14 protein-coding genes and 1 pseudogene are annotated in these 16,221 nt (G+C 69.4%); 9 read left to right on the top strand and 6 right to left on the bottom strand.

The annotated features are described in order from the left end of the window. The 5 genes from CCN42_RS28540 to CCN42_RS28520 all read right to left on the bottom strand — a co-directional run. Window positions 1–366 (bottom strand): ATP-binding cassette domain-containing protein (locus CCN42_RS28540; RefSeq protein ID WP_143662037.1); only part of this gene is annotated, 366 nt, incomplete at its 3' end. Between the two features lie 26 nt (window positions 367–392). Then, a complete protein-coding gene (locus CCN42_RS28535) occupies window positions 393–1,430 on the bottom strand; it encodes an ABC transporter ATP-binding protein (RefSeq protein WP_086739918.1) in 1,038 nt (345 codons plus the stop codon). 49 nt (window positions 1,431–1,479) lie between these two features. Continuing rightward, complete coding sequence (locus CCN42_RS28530) at window positions 1,480–2,460, bottom strand: ABC transporter permease (protein ID WP_086739917.1); 981 nt, start codon at window positions 2,458–2,460, stop codon at window positions 1,480–1,482. A gap of 101 nt (window positions 2,461–2,561) precedes the next feature. Further along, window positions 2,562–4,322, bottom strand: a complete 1,761-nt coding sequence (locus CCN42_RS28525; RefSeq protein ID WP_086739915.1) for an ABC transporter substrate-binding protein — start codon at window positions 4,320–4,322, stop codon at window positions 2,562–2,564. A gap of 97 nt (window positions 4,323–4,419) precedes the next feature. Then, window positions 4,420–5,409 carry an ABC transporter permease gene (locus tag CCN42_RS28520; RefSeq protein WP_422641199.1) on the bottom strand — a complete coding sequence of 330 codons (990 nt, stop codon included), beginning with the start codon at window positions 5,407–5,409 and terminating at the stop codon, window positions 4,420–4,422. A gap of 534 nt (window positions 5,410–5,943) precedes the next feature. Between CCN42_RS28520 and CCN42_RS28515 the strand changes: the two genes are divergently transcribed. From CCN42_RS28515 to CCN42_RS28495, 5 genes are read left to right on the top strand one after another with little or no spacing between them, the layout of a single operon-like run. Continuing rightward, complete coding sequence (locus CCN42_RS28515) at window positions 5,944–7,572, top strand: peptide ABC transporter substrate-binding protein (RefSeq protein ID WP_086739912.1); 1,629 nt, start codon at window positions 5,944–5,946, stop codon at window positions 7,570–7,572. A gap of 9 nt (window positions 7,573–7,581) precedes the next feature. Further along, a complete protein-coding gene (locus CCN42_RS28510) occupies window positions 7,582–8,505 on the top strand; it encodes an ABC transporter permease (protein ID WP_086168455.1) in 924 nt (307 codons plus the stop codon). Beyond that, window positions 8,498–9,481, top strand: a complete 984-nt coding sequence (locus CCN42_RS28505; RefSeq protein ID WP_086739911.1) for an ABC transporter permease — start codon at window positions 8,498–8,500, stop codon at window positions 9,479–9,481. The genes CCN42_RS28510 and CCN42_RS28505 overlap by 8 nt, the downstream gene beginning before the upstream one ends. A gap of 3 nt (window positions 9,482–9,484) precedes the next feature. Continuing rightward, on the top strand, window positions 9,485–10,459 hold the full coding sequence (locus CCN42_RS28500) for an ABC transporter ATP-binding protein (protein ID WP_086739909.1): 975 nt from the start codon (window positions 9,485–9,487) through the stop codon (window positions 10,457–10,459). Continuing rightward, window positions 10,452–11,489: an ABC transporter ATP-binding protein gene (locus CCN42_RS28495; protein ID WP_086739908.1), complete on the top strand. Its 1,038-nt coding sequence runs from the start codon at window positions 10,452–10,454 to the stop codon at window positions 11,487–11,489. The genes CCN42_RS28500 and CCN42_RS28495 overlap by 8 nt, the downstream gene beginning before the upstream one ends. A 130-nt stretch (window positions 11,490–11,619) precedes the next feature. Here CCN42_RS28495 and CCN42_RS28490 read toward each other — a convergent pair whose 3' ends face one another. Continuing rightward, window positions 11,620–13,737: a S9 family peptidase gene (locus CCN42_RS28490; protein ID WP_086739906.1), complete on the bottom strand. Its 2,118-nt coding sequence runs from the start codon at window positions 13,735–13,737 to the stop codon at window positions 11,620–11,622. A gap of 174 nt (window positions 13,738–13,911) precedes the next feature. Between CCN42_RS28490 and CCN42_RS28485 the strand changes: the two genes are divergently transcribed. The 4 genes and pseudogenes from CCN42_RS28485 to CCN42_RS28470 all read left to right on the top strand — a co-directional run. Next, on the top strand, window positions 13,912–14,106 hold the full coding sequence (locus CCN42_RS28485; RefSeq protein ID WP_043503865.1) for a hypothetical protein: 195 nt from the start codon (window positions 13,912–13,914) through the stop codon (window positions 14,104–14,106). Window positions 14,107–14,125: 19 nt separating this feature from the next. Then, window positions 14,126–15,028: an N-acetyl-1-D-myo-inositol-2-amino-2-deoxy-alpha-D-glucopyranoside deacetylase gene (mshB, locus tag CCN42_RS28480; protein WP_086739904.1), complete on the top strand. Its 903-nt coding sequence runs from the start codon at window positions 14,126–14,128 to the stop codon at window positions 15,026–15,028. Further along, window positions 15,025–15,435, top strand: coding sequence for a DUF6113 family protein (locus tag CCN42_RS28475; RefSeq protein WP_086739902.1), 411 nt, complete (start codon window positions 15,025–15,027; stop codon window positions 15,433–15,435). The genes mshB and CCN42_RS28475 overlap by 4 nt, the downstream gene beginning before the upstream one ends. A 162-nt stretch (window positions 15,436–15,597) precedes the next feature. Then, window positions 15,598–16,221, top strand: a pseudogene (locus CCN42_RS28470) (hypothetical protein); the annotation flags it as partial.

Genomic DNA, 16,221 nt, shown 5'->3' with positions numbered 1-16,221 from the left:
CGGACCAGAGATGATCTTGCCGACCGTGTGCCGCGGGTTCAGCGACGCATAGGGGTCCTGGAAGATCATCTGGATCTCGGAGCGGACCGGCGCCAGTTGCTTGCGGCCGGCGTGGGTGATGTCCTGGCCCTGGTACGAGATCGTGCCCGCGGTCGGCTCCATGAGCCGCGTGATCAGCCGGCCCGTCGTCGACTTGCCGCAGCCCGACTCGCCCACCAGGCCCAGGCTCTCGCCCGCGTGCACCTGGAAGTCGAGACCGTCGACGGCCTGGACCGCGCCGACCTTCCGCTTGATCGGGAAGCCGCCCATCACCGGGAAGTGCTTCGTCAGGCCCTTGACGTCCAGGAGGGGGTTCGTGTTGCTCATGATCGTGAAATCCCGTCTCTCGTACGTCAGTTCTGCCGGGAGCCGGCGAGGTCGGCGAGGAAGTCGGCCCGCTGCTCGGCGGTGAGGTGGCAGGCGGAGCCGCGGCCGTCCACCACGTCGAGGACCGGCCGCTCGGTGGCGCACAGGCCGCCAGCGACCTTCTCCGTGAACGCGCAGCGCGGGTGGAAACGGCACCCCGACGGCGGGTTGAGCAGCGACGGCGGCGAGCCCGGGATCGGGTTCAGCGGCACGTCGACCGGGTGGTCCAGGCTCGGCATGGAGCCCAGCAGACCCCAGGTGTAGGGGTGCCGCGGGGTGCGCAGCACCTCCTTCTTGGTGCCGCGCTCCACACACCGGCCGCCGTACATCACCAGCACGTCGTCGGCGATGTCCGCGATCACACCCAGGTCGTGGGTGATGAAGATGATCGAGGTGCCGAACTCCTGCTGGAGGTCCTTGAGCAGGTCCATGATCTGCGCCTGCACGGTCACGTCGAGCGCGGTGGTCGGCTCGTCGGCGATCAGCAGCTCGGGGTCGCAGACCAGCGCCATCGCGATCATCGCGCGCTGGCGCATACCGCCGGAGAACTGGTGCGGGTAGTCGTCCACCCGGATGTCCGGCTGCGGGATGCCGACCCGGCGCAGCATCTCGACCGCCCGCGCCCGGGCCTCCTGCTTGGAGGCACCGGTGTGCTTGCGGTACGTCTCGGCGATCTGCCGGCCCACGGTGTGGTACGGCGACAGCGAGGCCAGGGCGTCCTGGAAGATCATCGCCATCTTGTTGCCGCGCAGCTTCTCCAGCTCCCGCTCGGTCGCGGTCAGCAGCTCCTTGCCGTCGAGCAGGATCTCCCCGTCGAGGCTGGTGCGCTTGCGGTCGTGCAGGCCGAGGATCGCCAGGTTGGTGACGGACTTGCCGGAGCCCGACTCGCCCACGATGCCGAGCGTCTGTCCCTTCGCCAGGTCGAAGGAGAGACCGTCGACGGCCTTGACGATGCCGTCTTCGGTGGAGAAGTGGACCTTCAGGTCCCTGACGGACAGGAAGGGCTGCTGGTCGGTGCTCGTCACGGGGACGCTCCTGAGGGGGGTGATGCCGGGGCTAGCTGGTGGGACCGGGTCAGGCGAGCCGGATACGCGGGTCGATGAGGGCGTAGACGAGGTCCACGAGGATGTTGGCGAACACGATCGCCGTCGCGGCGACGACGGTCACGCCGAGGAGCATGGGCAGGTCGCTGTCGGTGACCGCGCGCACCGCCCGGGTGCCGAGCCCCTGGAGGCTGAACGTGGACTCGGTGATGATCGCGCCGCCGATCAGGGTGCCCATGTCGATACCGAAGATCGTCACGATCGGCCCCATGGCCCCGCGCCAGGCGAAGCGGAAGAAGACGTTGCGGCCGGACAGACCCTTGGCCCGGGCCGTGCGCACGTAGTCCTCGCTCAGCTGCTCGACCAGCTGCGAGCGGGTCATGCGAGTGTAGTTCGCCGTGAAGATGATCGACAGCACGAGCCACGGCAGCAGCAGCCCCGAGACCCAGGCGCCGGGGTTCTCGGTGAACGGCGTGTACGACGGCGGGTCCAGCACGCCGAGCTGCTGCACCAGGAAGAACATGGCGATGTAGCCGACGAAGTAGATCTGGAGCGAGGATCCGAGCAGCGACAGGGAGCTGGCGGTCTTGTCCATCCAGGTGCCCTGCTTGACCGCGGCGATCATGCCCGCGCCGACACCGATGATCAGGAAGAAGAAGGCAGCGCCGAGGGCCAGCGAGATGGTGGTGGGCAGGTCCGTCTTGATCGTCTCGAAGACGGGCTCACTGTTGGTGAACGAGTAACCGAGGCAGGGGGCGTTGCAGTGCCCGATGCCCGTGTAGTCACGGCCCACGAAGATGCCCTGGAGCCAGTGCCAGTACTGGACCGGCATGGGATCGGCGATCCCCAGGTTCACCCGCACCTGTTCCAGCAGCTCCGCGTCACAGACCTTGCCGCAGGCCATGCGGGCCGGGTCGCGCGGAATCGCGTAGAAGAGGAAGAAGGTGACGGCGCTGATGACCAGCAGAATGACGAGTGCGCCGATCACTCGGCGGATCAGGAATCGGAACATGGGTGCGGACTTTCCGGACGGGGCGCCGTCGCCGGGGCGTGGGGAGCGTGGACGGGGCCGGGGCGGCGGACCGCTGAGTGGTCCGCCGCCCCGAGAGTGCGTCAGGCCTTGACGAAGACCTTGCCGAGGGCGATGGCGGTGTCACCGGCGTTCCAGACCACGCCGCCGACCTTGGAACCGTAGAAGTAGTTCCGGATCGGGTGGTAGTCGGGAACGCAGGCCGCCAGCTCCATGATCTGGCGGTCGATCTCGCCCCAGGCCTTGTTGGCCTTCTCCGGGTCGGTCTCGACGGACGCCGCGGCGATCGCCTTGTTGACGCCGGTGTCGTTCAGCTGCGCCCAGTTCACGCCGCCCTCGGAGATCTGGCTGCCGTCCCAGCAGGGGAAGATCACCGCGTAGCCGGCCGGCCAGTCCGGGCCCCAGCCCGCCGCGAAGAGGTCGAACTCGTTGTCGAGCTGGCCGATCTCGCTGTAGAAGGTGGTCTTGTCGACCTGCTTGGTCACCACCTTGAAGCCCGCCTTCTCCAGGGCGTTCTTGATGGTGACGGCTTCCTTCACGGCCTTGTCGGACTGCTGGAAGGCGATGACCAGCTTCTGGCCCTCCTTGCCGGCCTCCTTCAGCAGCGCCTTGGCCTTCTCCGGGTCACCCATCGGCTTGGTCTTCTTGCCGTACAGGTCGAAGTCGGTGTGACCCGGGGTGAGCGGCGAGATGATGGTGGTCGCCGTCTCGGTGACCTGGGAGCCACCGCGCTGCTGCTTCAGCTGCTGCGCCGGCCAGGCCCAGTTGATGGCCTGGCGGACCTTCTGGTCCTTGATCCGGGTCATGTTGATCGGGAAGTAGAAGCAGGTGGTGTCGACCTGGGTCATCACGCGCTGCTTCAGCTTGGCGTCGCCCATGACCTTCTGGACGCGCTCGGAGGCGACCTCGTTCAGCAGCGACAGGGCGAACTGGTCGTTGCCGCGGTCGGCGATGTACCGGTCGGTGGAGGCCAGCGACTGGTAGCCGAACTGCATGACGATCTTGTCCGGGTAGCCGTTGCGGACCGGGTCCTTGCCGGCCTCCCAGTGCTCGTTGCGCACCAGGGTGAGGGACTTGTCGATGCTGCGGCTCTCGATCTTGTACGGGCCGCAGGAGTACGGGCGCTTGTCGTACTTCTTCTGCGTGTCGTGCTTCTTCGGCACGATCGCGAAGCCGCGCATGGCCAGCATGTAGTTGAAGTCGGCGTGGCCCTCCTTCAGGCGGAAGGTGATGGTGTTGCCGGAGACCTCGATGGACTTCAGGTGCTTGCCCTCGTACGGGCCCTTGTACTTGTCACCGCCCTCGAGCCAGTTCTGCGGGTAGCGCGGGCCCTCGGTGACGAAGTCGGCGAACAGACGCTCGAAGGTGTGGCGGACGTCCTCGATGGTGACGACCGCGCCGTCCTCCCACTTGATGCCGTCCTTCAGCGTGAAGGACCAGGTCTTGCCGCCGTCCTTCATGGTGCCCGCGTCGGTGGCCAGGTCGCCGACCAGGGTGGTGTTGCCCTTGGAGTCGACGCGGTAGCCGGTCAGACCGCGCAGGAACAGCACCGCGCCCGCGCCGGTGTACGACGAGTAGATCTGGGCCGGGTCCAGGTGGTCGAAGTCGATCTGGTCCAGCGTGTAGAGCGTGCCGCCCTTCTTCGCACCGGGCATCTCCGGGGCCGGGCCCTGGGAGTCGGCCTTGGTGCCGACGGTGATGGTGGCGGCCTCGGCCTTGTCCATCGACGGGGCCTTGCTCGCGCTGTTGCCGCCCGCGTTGCCGCTGGAGCAGGCGCTCAGCGCCATGGTGGAGCCGGCCGCCACACCCGTGGCTATGAGGAAGTTTCTGCGGGAGAAGGACATGGCTTACCTGCCTAGGGGTAAAGGGTTGGTCGAAGGTGCAGCTCGCCGGGCAGCGGTGACCGGGCGGGGGGTTGGTGCGGGTGCTCGGTGCCGTGGATCAGCGCTTTGACTTGGGGTCCAGGGCGTCACGGACGGAGTCGCCGAGCAGGTTGAACGCGAGGACGAAGATGATCATCGACACGCCCGGGAAGATCATGAAGGTGATGTCGTCCGTGTAGAACGTGGCACCGCGCTGGATCATCACGCCCCAGTCGGGGGTCGGGTCGATGATGCCGACACCGAGGAAGGCCAGGCCCGCTTCGGCGGTGACGAACGCCGGGAGCATCAGCGTGGACTGGATCAGGATCGGCGTCCACAGGTTGGGCAGCAGCTCCTTGAAGATGATCCGGGCCGGCGATGCGCCGGTCACCTTCGCGGCTTCCACGAACTCGCGCTCGCGCAGGGCCAGCACCTGGCCGCGCAGCAGCCGGGCGATGGAGGCCCAGCCGAAGGCCGTGAGGACGAGGATCAGGCAGGTGGCCCGCAGTGAGGTCGGGATCTCCTCGTCCGGCGCGACGAAGAGGCCGTAGACGACCGGCATGAAGGCGATGAAGAACAGGGTGGACGGGAACGACAGCAGGACGTCGATGACCCGGCCGATGAGGAAGTCGGTGCGGCCGCCGAGGTAGCCGGCGGTGATGCCGACGATCACGCCGATCAGCGTGACCAGCACCGTGGTGGCGGTCGCGATCAGCAGCGACGTGCGGATGCCGTAGATCAGGAAGGTGAAGACGTCGCGGCCCATGGCGGGCTCGACGCCGAACCAGAAGTCGCCGTCGATGCCACCGTTGGCCTTGATGGGGAAGCCCGCGTCATTGAGCAGTCCGGGGATCTCCTGGCCGTACTGGGTGTACGGGTCCTTGCCGTAGAGCGCGGAGATCAGCGGCGCGCACAGCGCGATCACGAAGAAGAAGATCACGATGCAGGCGGATATGACGCCCGTGCGGTCGCGCTTGAAGCGACGCCACGCCAGCTGGCCGGGGGAGCGGCTCTCGCTGGGGTTCGGGGCGGGAGAAGTGGTCGACTTCTCGGCGCTCTCGTCGGTCACCTCAAGCGGGGCAGCCGCGGATGCAGTTGGGGGGGTCATGGTGCTCCTGGCCCAAGGGAGGGTCTGAGTGACTCCGCAGGGCGCTCCCCTACGGGCTACGCGGGACTTTTTCAACGCAATTCATTCAAGGTCAACAAATTCCGGCCTGGCTTGGCTGTCTCTTTACCTTCTTTACCTCCGCTTGATCGTTCCGTAGCTACGCGGGTAGCGCATCCGTGATCAAGTCGTGTCTTACATGGGGTCAATCCGGCGAAACGGGCGATGCGTTCGATATGCGGACGCCAGGGTGTCGAAATGCGTACATCCCCGCGTCACTTTTCAACGGTTCGGCATCGGATGCCGTCGATCTGTTGCGCCAATTTCGAAGATCCACTTCGGCGGCCGGGCGGCCGGGGGGTGAGATCCCCCCAAAGGGCCGAGTGCATGTGCGGTATGTGCGGTACGGGTCGATATTTGCCGATAACGACGAGGCATTTCCCGACAACGCAACAGCCGGGTCCGAGCACCGGTCCGCTGGGGCAGAGGAGGCACACCATGCGCGGAGCCACGCACGCCAAGTGGGTCGCATGCGCGACGGCGGCCGCCCTCGCGGCGACCGCCTGCGGGGGCGGTGGCGACGGCGGTGGTGGTGCGGGCGGCGAGGTGCTGAGTTCCTCCTGGGGTGACCCGCAGAACCCGCTGGAGCCGGCCAACACCAACGAGGTGCAGGGCGGCAAGGTGCTCGACATGGTCTTCCGCGGGCTCAAGCGGTACGACCCGGAGACCGGCGCGGCCGAGGACATGCTCGCCGAGAAGATCGAGACCACCGACCAGCAGAACTTCACCATCACCGTCAAGGACGGCTGGACCTTCAGCAATGGCGAGAAAGTGACGGCGAAGTCCTTCGTCGACGCCTGGAACTACGGCGCCGCCCTGAAGAACAACCAGCGCAACGCGTACTTCTTCAGCTACATCCAGGGCTACGACAAGGTCCACCCGGAGAAGGGCGAGCAGAGCGCCGACACGCTCTCCGGGCTGAAGGTCACCGGCGAGCGCACCTTCACCGTCGCCCTCGCCCAGAAGTGGTCCACCTTCCCCGACACCCTCGGCTACAACGCCTACGTCCCGCTGCCCCGCGCCTTCTTCGACGACCACGACGCCTGGCTGGCCAAACCGGTCGGAAACGGCCCCTACACCGTTCAGTCGTACACCCGGGGCTCCCAGATGTCCCTGCGCAAGTGGGAGGAGTACCCCGGCCCGGACAAGGCGCAGAACGGCGGCGTCGACCTCAAGGTCTACACCGACAACAACACCGCCTACACCGACCTCATGGCCGGCAACCTCGATCTGGTCGACGACGTCCCCGCCGCCCAGCTCCGCAACGTCCGAAGCGACCTCGGCGACCGCTACCTCAACACCCCCGCCGGCATCATCCAGACCCTGGCCTTCCCGTACTACGACAAGAACTGGGGCAAGGAAGGCATGGACAAGGTCCGCAAGGGCCTCTCCATGGCCATCGACCGCGAGCAGATCACCGAGACGATCTTCCAGAAGACCCGCACACCCGCCACCGACTGGACCTCCCCGGTGCTCGGTGCGGACGGCGGCTACAAGGCGGGGCTGTGCGGGGACGCCTGCGAGTACCGGCCGGACGAGGCGAAGAAGCTCATCCAGGAGGGCGGCGGGCTCCCCGGCGGCCAGGTCAGGATCGCCTACAACGCGGACACCGGCTCCCACAAGGACTGGGTCGACGCGGTCTGCAACTCCGTCAACAACGCCCTCGACAACGACCGGGCCTGCGTCGGCAACCCCGTCGGCACCTTCGCCGACTTCCGCAAGCAGATCACCGAGAACAAGATGACCGGGCCGTTCCGGGCGGGCTGGCAGATGGACTACCCGCTCATCCAGAACTTCCTCCAGCCGCTGTACTACACCAACGGCTCCTCCAACGACGGAAAGTGGTCGAACGCCGAGTTCGACAAGCTCGTCGACGAGGCCAACGCCGAGGACGACACCGCCGCGGCCGTCGAGAGGTTCCAGCAGGCCGAGGAGGTCGTCCGGGACAACATGGCCGCCATCCCGCTCTGGTACCAGAACGGCAGTGCCGGCTACTCGGAGCGGCTGTCCGACGTGAGGCTCAACCCGTTCAGCGTCCCGGTGTACGACCAGATCAAGGTCGGCTGAGGCGGCGCCATGGGACGGTACGTCCTCCGGCGGCTGCTCCAGATGATCCCCGTCTTCGTCGGGGCCACGCTGCTGATCTTCCTCATGGTGAACGTGATGGGCGACCCCATCGCGGGCCTGTGCGGCGACCGGCGGTGCGACCCGGCCACGGCCGCCCAGCTCAGAGCGGAGTTCGGACTCGACAAGCCGGTCTGGCAGCAATACCTGACCTACATGGGCAACGTCTTCACCGGCGACTTCGGCACCGCGTTCAACGGCCAGCCGGTCACCGAGCTGATGGGCTCCGCCTTCCCGGTCACCATCAGGCTCACCATCGTGGCGATCCTGTTCGAGATCGTCATCGGCATCACCCTCGGCGTCGTCACCGGCCTGCGCCGCGGCCGCCCCGTCGACACCACGGTCCTGCTCGTCACCCTGGTGGTCATCTCCGTCCCCACCTTCGTCACCGGCCTGCTGCTCCAGCTGCTGCTCGGGGTCGAGTGGGGCTGGATCAAACCGTCCGTGTCCCCGGAGGCCGGCTTCGGGGAGCTGATCGTCCCCGGTCTGGTCCTTGCCTCCGTCTCCCTCGCCTACGTCACCCGGCTGACCCGCACCTCCATCGCCGAGAACAAGCGCTCCGACTACGTCCGCACAGCCATCGCCAAGGGCCTGCCCCGGCACCGGGTCGTCACCCGGCACCTGCTGCGCAACTCCCTCATCCCGGTCGTCACCTTCATCGGCACCGACGTCGGCGCGCTGATGGGCGGCGCGATCGTCACCGAGCGGATCTTCAACATCCACGGCGTCGGCTACCAGCTCTACCAGGGCATCCTCCGCCAGAACACCCAGACCGTGGTCGGCTTCGTGACCGTCCTCGTCCTGGTCTTCCTGGTCGCCAACCTCCTCGTCGACCTCCTGTACGCCGTACTCGACCCGAGGATCCGCTATGCCTGACGAGCCCTACGAGCCCGAGCGCGCCATCGCCGGCACCGGCATGGGCGGCCAGATGGACCTGGCGGCGAGCGAGGCGGTCACCCTCGAGAAGATGCCCAGGGGCCCCGACGGCACGGAACGCCCGGCGGGCAGACCCCGCTCCCTGTGGTCCGACGCCTGGCACGACCTGCGCCGCAACCCGGTCTTCATCCTCTCCGGGCTGGTCATCCTCTTCCTGGTCGTGATCTCCCTGTGGCCCTCCCTGATCGCCTCCGGCAACCCCCTGCAGTGCGACCTCGCCAAGGCCCAGGAGGGCTCCCAGGCCGGCCACCCCTTCGGCTTCAACGGCCAGGGCTGCGACGTGTACACCCGCACCGTCTACGGCGCCCGCACCTCCGTCGCGGTCGGCGTCTGCGCGACGCTCGGGGTGGCGGTCCTGGGCAGCGTGCTGGGCGGACTCGCCGGGTTCTTCGGCGGCGTGTGGGACGCGCTCCTCTCCCGCGTCACCGACGTCTTCTTCGCCATCCCGGTCGTCCTCGGCGGTCTGGTCCTGCTCTCCGTGGTCACCAGCAACAGCATCTGGCCGGTCATCGGCTTCATGGTGCTGCTGGGCTGGCCGCAGATCTCCCGGATCGCCCGCGGCTCGGTCATCACCGCCAAGCAGAACGACTACGTCCAGGCCGCCCGCGCCCTCGGCGCCTCCAACTCCCGGATGCTGCTGCGGCACATCGCGCCCAACGCGGTCGCCCCGGTGATCGTCGTCGCGACCATCGCGCTCGGCACGTACATCGCCCTGGAGGCCACCCTGTCCTACCTCGGCGTCGGCCTGAAACCGCCCAGCGTCTCCTGGGGCATCGACATCTCCGCCGCCTCCCCGTACATCCGCAACGCGCCCCACGCCCTGCTCTGGCCCTCCGGCGCCCTCGCGCTCACCGTCCTGGCCTTCATCATGCTCGGCGACGCGGTGCGCGACGCCCTCGACCCGAAGCTGAGGTGAGACGTGCTCCTCGAAGTGCGCGACCTGCACGTGGAGTTCCGCACCCGGGACGGGATCGCCCGGGCCGTCAACGGCGTCACCTACCGCGTCGACGCGGGCGAGACGCTCGCCGTACTCGGCGAGTCCGGCTCCGGCAAGTCCGTCACCGCACAGGCCGTCATGGGCATCCTCGACATGCCGCCGGGCCGGATCACCGGCGGCGAGATCCTCTTCCAGGGCCGTGACCTGCTGAAGCTGAAGGAGTCCGAGCGCCGCGAGGTGCGCGGCGCGGGGATGGCGATGATCTTCCAGGACGCGCTGTCCTCGCTGAACCCGGTGCTGACCGTGGGCGACCAGCTCGGTGAGATGTTCGTCGTCCACCGGGGCATGTCGAGGAAGGACGCCCGCGCCAAGGCCGTGGAGCTGATGGACCGGGTGCGCATCCCGGGCGCCAAGGAGCGGGTGCGGCAGTATCCGCACCAGTTCTCCGGCGGTATGCGCCAGCGCATCATGATCGCCATGGCGATGGCCCTGGAACCGGCCCTGATCATCGCCGACGAACCGACGACCGCGCTGGACGTGACGGTCCAGGCCCAGGTCATGGACCTGCTGGCGGAACTCCGGCGCGAGTACCGGATGGGCCTGATCCTCATCACCCACGACCTCGGCGTGGTCGCGGACGTGGCGGACCGGATCGCCGTCATGTACGCGGGGAAGATCGTCGAGTCGGCACCGGTCCACGACATCTACAAGGCCCCCGCCCACCCCTACACGCGCGGTCTGCTCGACTCGGTCCCGCGCCTGGACCAGAAGGGCCAGGAGCTGTACGCCATCAAGGGCCTGCCGCCCAACCTGCTGCACATCCCCTCCGGCTGCCCCTTCCACCCCCGCTGCCCGATGGCCCAGGACGTGTGCCGCACCGACGTACCACCCCTTTACGAGGTGGACGGGGAGCGGGGCAGCGCCTGCCACTTCTGGAGGGAGTGCCTGGATGGCTGAGCCGATCCTGGAGGCGCGCCGGCTGGTCAAGCACTACCCGCTGATGCGGGGCGTCCTGTTCAAGAAGCAGGTCGGCGCGGTCAAGGCCGTCGACGGGGTGGACTTCACCCTCGACCGGGGCGAGACCCTGGGCATCGTCGGGGAGTCCGGCTGCGGCAAGTCCACGGTCGCCAGGATGCTGGTCAACCTGGAGCGGCCGACGTCCGGCGCGATCCTGTACAAGGGCGAGGACGTCACCCGGCTCTCCGGCCGCGCCCTGCGGGCCGTGCGCCGCAACATCCAGATGGTCTTCCAGGATCCGTACACCTCGCTCAACCCGCGGATGACGGTCGGCGACATCATCGGCGAGCCCTTCGACATCCACCCCGAGGTGGCCCCCAAGGGCGACCGGCGCCGCAGGGTCCAGGAACTTCTCGACGTGGTCGGCCTGAACCCCGAGTACGTCAACCGCTACCCGCACCAGTTCTCCGGCGGCCAGCGCCAGCGCATCGGCATCGCCCGCGGCCTGGCGCTGCGCCCCGAGATCATCGTGGCGGACGAACCGGTCTCCGCCCTGGACGTCTCGGTGCAGGCCCAGGTCATCAACCTCATGGAACGCCTGCAGAACGAGTTCGACCTGTCCTACGTCTTCATCGCCCACGACCTGTCGATCGTCCGGCACATCTCCGACCGCGTCGGGGTGATGTACCTGGGCCGGATCGTCGAGACCGGCCGCGACGCCGAGATCTACGACCACCCCACGCACCCCTACACGCAGGCACTGCTCTCCGCCGTCCCCGTGCCCGACCCCGAGGCCCGGGAACACCGCGAGCGCATCATCCTGCACGGCGACGTCCCGTCCCCCACGAACATCCCCTCCGGCTGCCGCTTCCGCACCCGCTGCTGGAAGGCCCGCGAACGCTGCGCACTGGAGGTCCCCGCCCTCGCGGTCCCGGAGGCCTTCCGCCGCGCCACCGGCCCCGCAGCCCACCCGAGCGCCTGCCACTTCGCGGAGGAGAAGCACGTCGTCCCTTCGGAGCAACCGGAGTAACACGGTGGCAACTCGCCCGACCCTGTTCCGATATACGGACGCGCCAGGCTGAACACCGTACGGCCGTGCGGGTGCCGTAGACGGGCCGGGGCGCGCCATGTCGCCCCGGCCCGTTGCCGTGCCCGCCGCGCTACGCCAGACCCAGGGCCCGCTTGAGGAAGTCCACCTGGAGCAGCAGCAGGTTCTCGGCGACCTGTTCCTGCGGGGTCATGTGGGTCACGCCGGACAGGGGCAGGACCTCGTGCGGGCGGCCGGCCGCCAGGAGGGCCGAGGACAGGCGCAGGGCGTGGGCGAAGACCACGTTGTCGTCGGCCGTGCCGTGCACGATCATCAGCGGCCGGTGCTGCTCGGCGGGGGCGGACAGGCCCTCGTCGGTCACCAGCGAGCTGTGCGCGTACGCCTGCGGTGAGGCGGCAGGGTCACCCAGGTAGCGCTCGGTGTAGTGGGTGTCGTAGAGGCGCCAGTCCGTCACCGGCGCCCCCGCGATGCCGGCGTGGAAGACGTCCGGGCGGCGCAGCACCGCCAGTCCCGCGAGCCAGCCGCCGTAGGACCAGCCACGGATGGCCACCCGGCTCAAATCCAGCGGGTGATTCCGAGCCAAATCCTGGAGTGCCTCGATCTGGTCGTCGAGGGAAACCGTGAAGTCCTGGTGGATCGCCTTCTCCCAGGCGGGCGAGCGGCCCGGGGTGCCCCGCCCGTCCGCGACCACCACGGCGAAGCCCTGGTCGGCGAACCACTGCGAGGTCAGATGGGCGTTGTGGGCGGCGACGACGCGCGGGCCGTGGGGGCCGCCGTAGGGGTCGAGGAGCACCGGCAGGGGCGTGTCACCGGGGTAGTCCCGTGGCATAAGCACGGCGCACGGAATTCGTCGTGCGCCCCCCTCGGTGAGGGTCACGCGCGGGGACATACCGGGGTCTTCGGCGTACGACGGGACGACCGCGGCCTGCTTCCCGTCCCGCAGCACCCGCACCACCGACCCCGGCCGCTCCAGTGTCGCCGACACCAGCACGGTCACCTCGCCGGACCGCACCGCCGAGTGCACCCCGGGCTCCTCCGACAGGCGCTCGACACCCAGCTCGTTGACCCGGTAGACATGCACCTCACCGGTCTCCGGCCGTTCCGCTTCCGCACCGGCGGAGGCCGCGACCAGCACGTCGTCGGACGTGACGTCGAGCACCGCTCGGACGTGCAACTGCGCTCCGGTCAGCGGTCGTTCACCCACCGCCAGCACGCGTGCGCCGCCCTCGTCGGCGATCCGCACCAGCTGCCCGGAGGGCGACCAGCACGGCACCCCAGGGAAAAGATCCAGCCAAATCGGATCTTCGTCGGCGTGCACCATCCGGGTCGCCCCGGTGTCCGCGTCCACGGCCAGGTACAGCTGGCTGCGCTGGTCCCGCGCCTGGACCAGGAGCAGCGGCGCACCCGCCGCTGACCAGTGCACACGCGCCAGATAGGGATAGCGGGCCCGGTCCCAGACGACCTCCGTGCGGGCCCCGTCGAGGTCGACGACGAACAGCCGGACGTCCGCGTTGGCCGTCCCGGATGCCGGATACGGCACGTGTTGTGGGTCACGTTTCGGCTGCGCCGGATCGGAGATCCACCACCGCTCCACGGGCGTGTCGTCCACCCGCGCCACCAGCAGCCGGTCCGACTCCGGCGCCCACCAGAAACCGCGCGAACGCCCCATCTCCTCGGCCGCGATGAACTCGGCCAGACCGTAGGACACCCCGGCCGATTCCGGTTCGGCCAGCACCCGGTCGCCCCCGCCCTCGGCGCCGACCACCCGCAGCGCACCCCCCGTCACGTAGGCCACCAGCCGGCCGTCGGGGGAGGGGCGCGGGTCGATCACCGGCCCGGGGGCGGTGAGTTCACGCGCCGTACCGGCCCGCAACTCGGCCGCGAAAAGCCGCCCTGACAAGGCGAAAGACGCCAACTCGACCGCGGTGTCGGTGGCATAGCCGACGATGCCGGCCCCACCCTCCCGGCTGCGCTCGCGACGCGCCCGCTCCTCCGGCGGGAGGTCCTCCGCGGCACCGCCCAGCAGCACACCCGGGTCGGCGGCCACCCGCTCGGTGCCGTCCGCCAGGTCGAGCACCCACAGCGCGTTCGCCCGGTCCGTGCCGGTACGCGAGCGCAGGAACACGACGCGCGACGCGTCGGGCGCCACGCTGAACGAGCGCGGCGCGCCGAGCGTGAACCGCTGGGTCCGCGCGTGCCGTCGGGGGAAGGAATCAGGCTCGGTCGTCATGCCCTGACCATATTGGCCATGCGCCCCCTTGTGCGGCTGTGCGCCGAACGATGCGCGCGTACGGATAGTTATGATCACTAGCGCTGCGTGGGTATGACCCTGCTGGCTGCTGTATGGCTTTACACGTTCTCCCGCTCTGCTCCCATGTCCCCGGGTTCTTGGAGGTGAGCCGCCGTGGCACTCTCGATTTCGGCGGTGGTGCTGCTGGCGATCATCGTCTTCCTGCTCATCAAGAAGTCAGGACTGAAGGCCGGGCACGCGGTGATCTGCATGCTCCTGGGCTTCTACCTCGCCTCCTCGACGGTCGCGCCGACGATCAGCGAGGTGACGTCGAACATCGCGGGCATGATCGGCAGCATCAAGTTCTGACGCCTTTAGGGTGGGTGCCATGACGGACCTGCCCTCCCGGCGTCTGCTGCTGGTGCACGCGCACCCGGACGACGAGTCGATCAACAACGGCGCCACCATGGCCCGGTACGCGGCCGAGGGTGCCCAGGTGACCCTGGTCACCTGCACCCTCGGTGAGCGTGGCGAGGTCATCCCGCCCGCGCTCGCGCATCTCGCCGGCGCCGCCCTCGGCGCGCACCGCCTGCGCGAGCTGACCGCCGCCATGGCCGAGCTGGGCGTCACCGACTTCCGCCGGCTCGGCGGGGACGGCCGCTACGCCGACTCCGGGATGATGGGCCTGCCCGACAACGACGACCCGGCCTGCTTCTGGCAGGCGGACGTCGACGAGGCCGCCGGACACCTCCTGCGGGTGATCCAGGAGGTTCGCCCCCAGGTGCTCGTCACCTACGACCCCGACGGCGGCTACGGCCACCCCGACCACATCCAGGCCCACCGCGTCGCCATGCGCGCCGTCGAGCTGGCCGCCGAGGCCGGGTGCGCCCCCGCCAAGGTCTACTGGAACCGCGTCCCGCGCGCCGCCGGAGAGGCCGCCTTCGCCCGGCTCCACCAGGAACTGCCCCGGCTGTCCTTCCGCAAGGCCGCCGCCCTCGACGACGTACCCGGCGTGGTCGACGACGAGCGGATCACCACCGAGATCGACGGCGGTGACGCGTACACCGCCGCCAAGACCGCCGCGATGGCCGCGCACGCCACCCAGATCGCGGTCGACGGCGACTTCTTCGTGCTCTCCAATGAACTGGCCCAGCCGGTCTTCCGTACCGAGTACTACGAGTTGGTACGCGGCGAGCGAAGCGAGACGGGGCTCGCCCCGGCCGAAGGCCGGGGGAGGGCGGCCGGGCGGGAGGCCGACCTGTTCGCCGGGATCGCCGAGGAGGCGTCATGACGGAGCGCGGCTCCCTGCTGGCCCAGCCCCTGACCCGCCCCTCCCCGGGGCGGATCGCCGCCTTCCTGGGGCTCTTCCTGCTCGGTGCGCTGGTCGGCGGTGCCGGCGCTCTGGTGCAGGCCGCCTGGTTCCCGGGCGGGCTGCTGCTCGCCCTCGTGGGCGCGGCCGGGCTGTTCCTCGGCGGGGCGCGGGTGACCGGCGGCCGTGGCGGGGCCATCGCCCCCGCCACGGGCTGGATGATCGCCGTCGTCCTGCTCACCGCCAGCCGTCCCGAGGGCGACTTCGTCTTCGCCGCGGGCATCGGCTCGTATCTGTTCCTGCTCGGCGGTATGGCCGTGGCTGTGATCTGCGCCACCCTTGGCCCGGTACGGCAACCCGGGGGCCCGGCCGTCCGACTTGGCAAGTGACGTACCACTTCGCCGTCACGCGCACGTGCGAGTCCCGTGTGGGTTTCCCCAGTGGTCATGGGATAAGCGCCGGAAGCGGACAGTATGGTTGTGCGCGCCGCCGAGCCGCCCGAACAAAGTGAGGTCGTACGCGGGCGGCGGAGCCAACCGGGAGAACCTGCCTTGAGTCGTGAAACTGACAGTCCGTCCTCCGGGCCCCACGGGCGCGGCGGAGCCGCTTACCCCTCGGGCACGCCGCCGTACGGTACCCCCACGGCTTCCGGCGGCGGCACGGAAGCGGGCCGTACGGCCGCTCGGCCGGAGGAACGCAAGACCGAGACCACGCTGACCACCCGGATCCGGATCAACATCCCCGGATCGCGGCCCATTCCGCCGGTCGTCGTGCGCAAGCCCGTCGGGGACGGCGAGTCCGCCGACGCCCCCGAAGCCGAGGCTCCGGCTCCGGGCGCCGCCGCCACGGGCACCGTCGAACCCCCCGCCCCCGCCGAACCGGCGCCGCAGGCCGAGGAGAAGACCAGCGACTGGTTCGCCCCGCGCAAGTCCGGGGCTCCCAAGGGCGGTCCGGGCGGCGACCCCGCCAACGGCGCGGGCGCGCCCGGCGGTCCGGCTCCCGCCGCGCCGCCCGCGGCCCCGTCCGGTGGCCCGCGGCCCGCGCCCGGGTCCGGCCGGCCCGGCGTCACCGGCTCCCTGAACAAGCCCGGCGGCAACCGTCCCGGCGGCACCGGCTCCGGGCTGCCCGGGGCCACCGGCGGCCCCGTGGCGCCGGGCCACGGCGGTGGCACCGGC

The sequence above is a fragment of the Streptomyces glaucescens genome, assembly GCF_002154375.1.
In the GTDB taxonomy this organism is placed as follows: Bacteria; Actinomycetota; Actinomycetes; order Streptomycetales; family Streptomycetaceae; genus Streptomyces; species Streptomyces glaucescens.
This window is presented reverse-complemented; position numbering and strand designations above follow the sequence as displayed.

Bases quoted from the DNA above. Each gene is read 5' to 3' on its own strand.
- mshB (WP_086739904.1), top strand. From the start codon at position 14,126: ATGACGGACCTGCCCTCCCGGCGTCTGCTGCTGGTGCACGCGCACCCG.
- CCN42_RS28475 (WP_086739902.1), top strand. From the start codon at position 15,025: ATGACGGAGCGCGGCTCCCTGCTGGCCCAGCCCCTGACCCGCCCCTCC.
- CCN42_RS28505 (WP_086739911.1), top strand. From the start codon at position 8,498: ATGCCTGACGAGCCCTACGAGCCCGAGCGCGCCATCGCCGGCACCGGC.
- CCN42_RS28525 (WP_086739915.1), bottom strand. From the start codon at position 4,322: ATGTCCTTCTCCCGCAGAAACTTCCTCATAGCCACGGGTGTGGCGGCC.
- CCN42_RS28490 (WP_086739906.1), bottom strand. From the start codon at position 13,737: ATGACGACCGAGCCTGATTCCTTCCCCCGACGGCACGCGCGGACCCAG.
- CCN42_RS28530 (WP_086739917.1), bottom strand. From the start codon at position 2,460: ATGTTCCGATTCCTGATCCGCCGAGTGATCGGCGCACTCGTCATTCTG.
- CCN42_RS28510 (WP_086168455.1), top strand. From the start codon at position 7,582: ATGGGACGGTACGTCCTCCGGCGGCTGCTCCAGATGATCCCCGTCTTC.
- CCN42_RS28495 (WP_086739908.1), top strand. From the start codon at position 10,452: ATGGCTGAGCCGATCCTGGAGGCGCGCCGGCTGGTCAAGCACTACCCG.
- CCN42_RS28515 (WP_086739912.1), top strand. From the start codon at position 5,944: ATGCGCGGAGCCACGCACGCCAAGTGGGTCGCATGCGCGACGGCGGCC.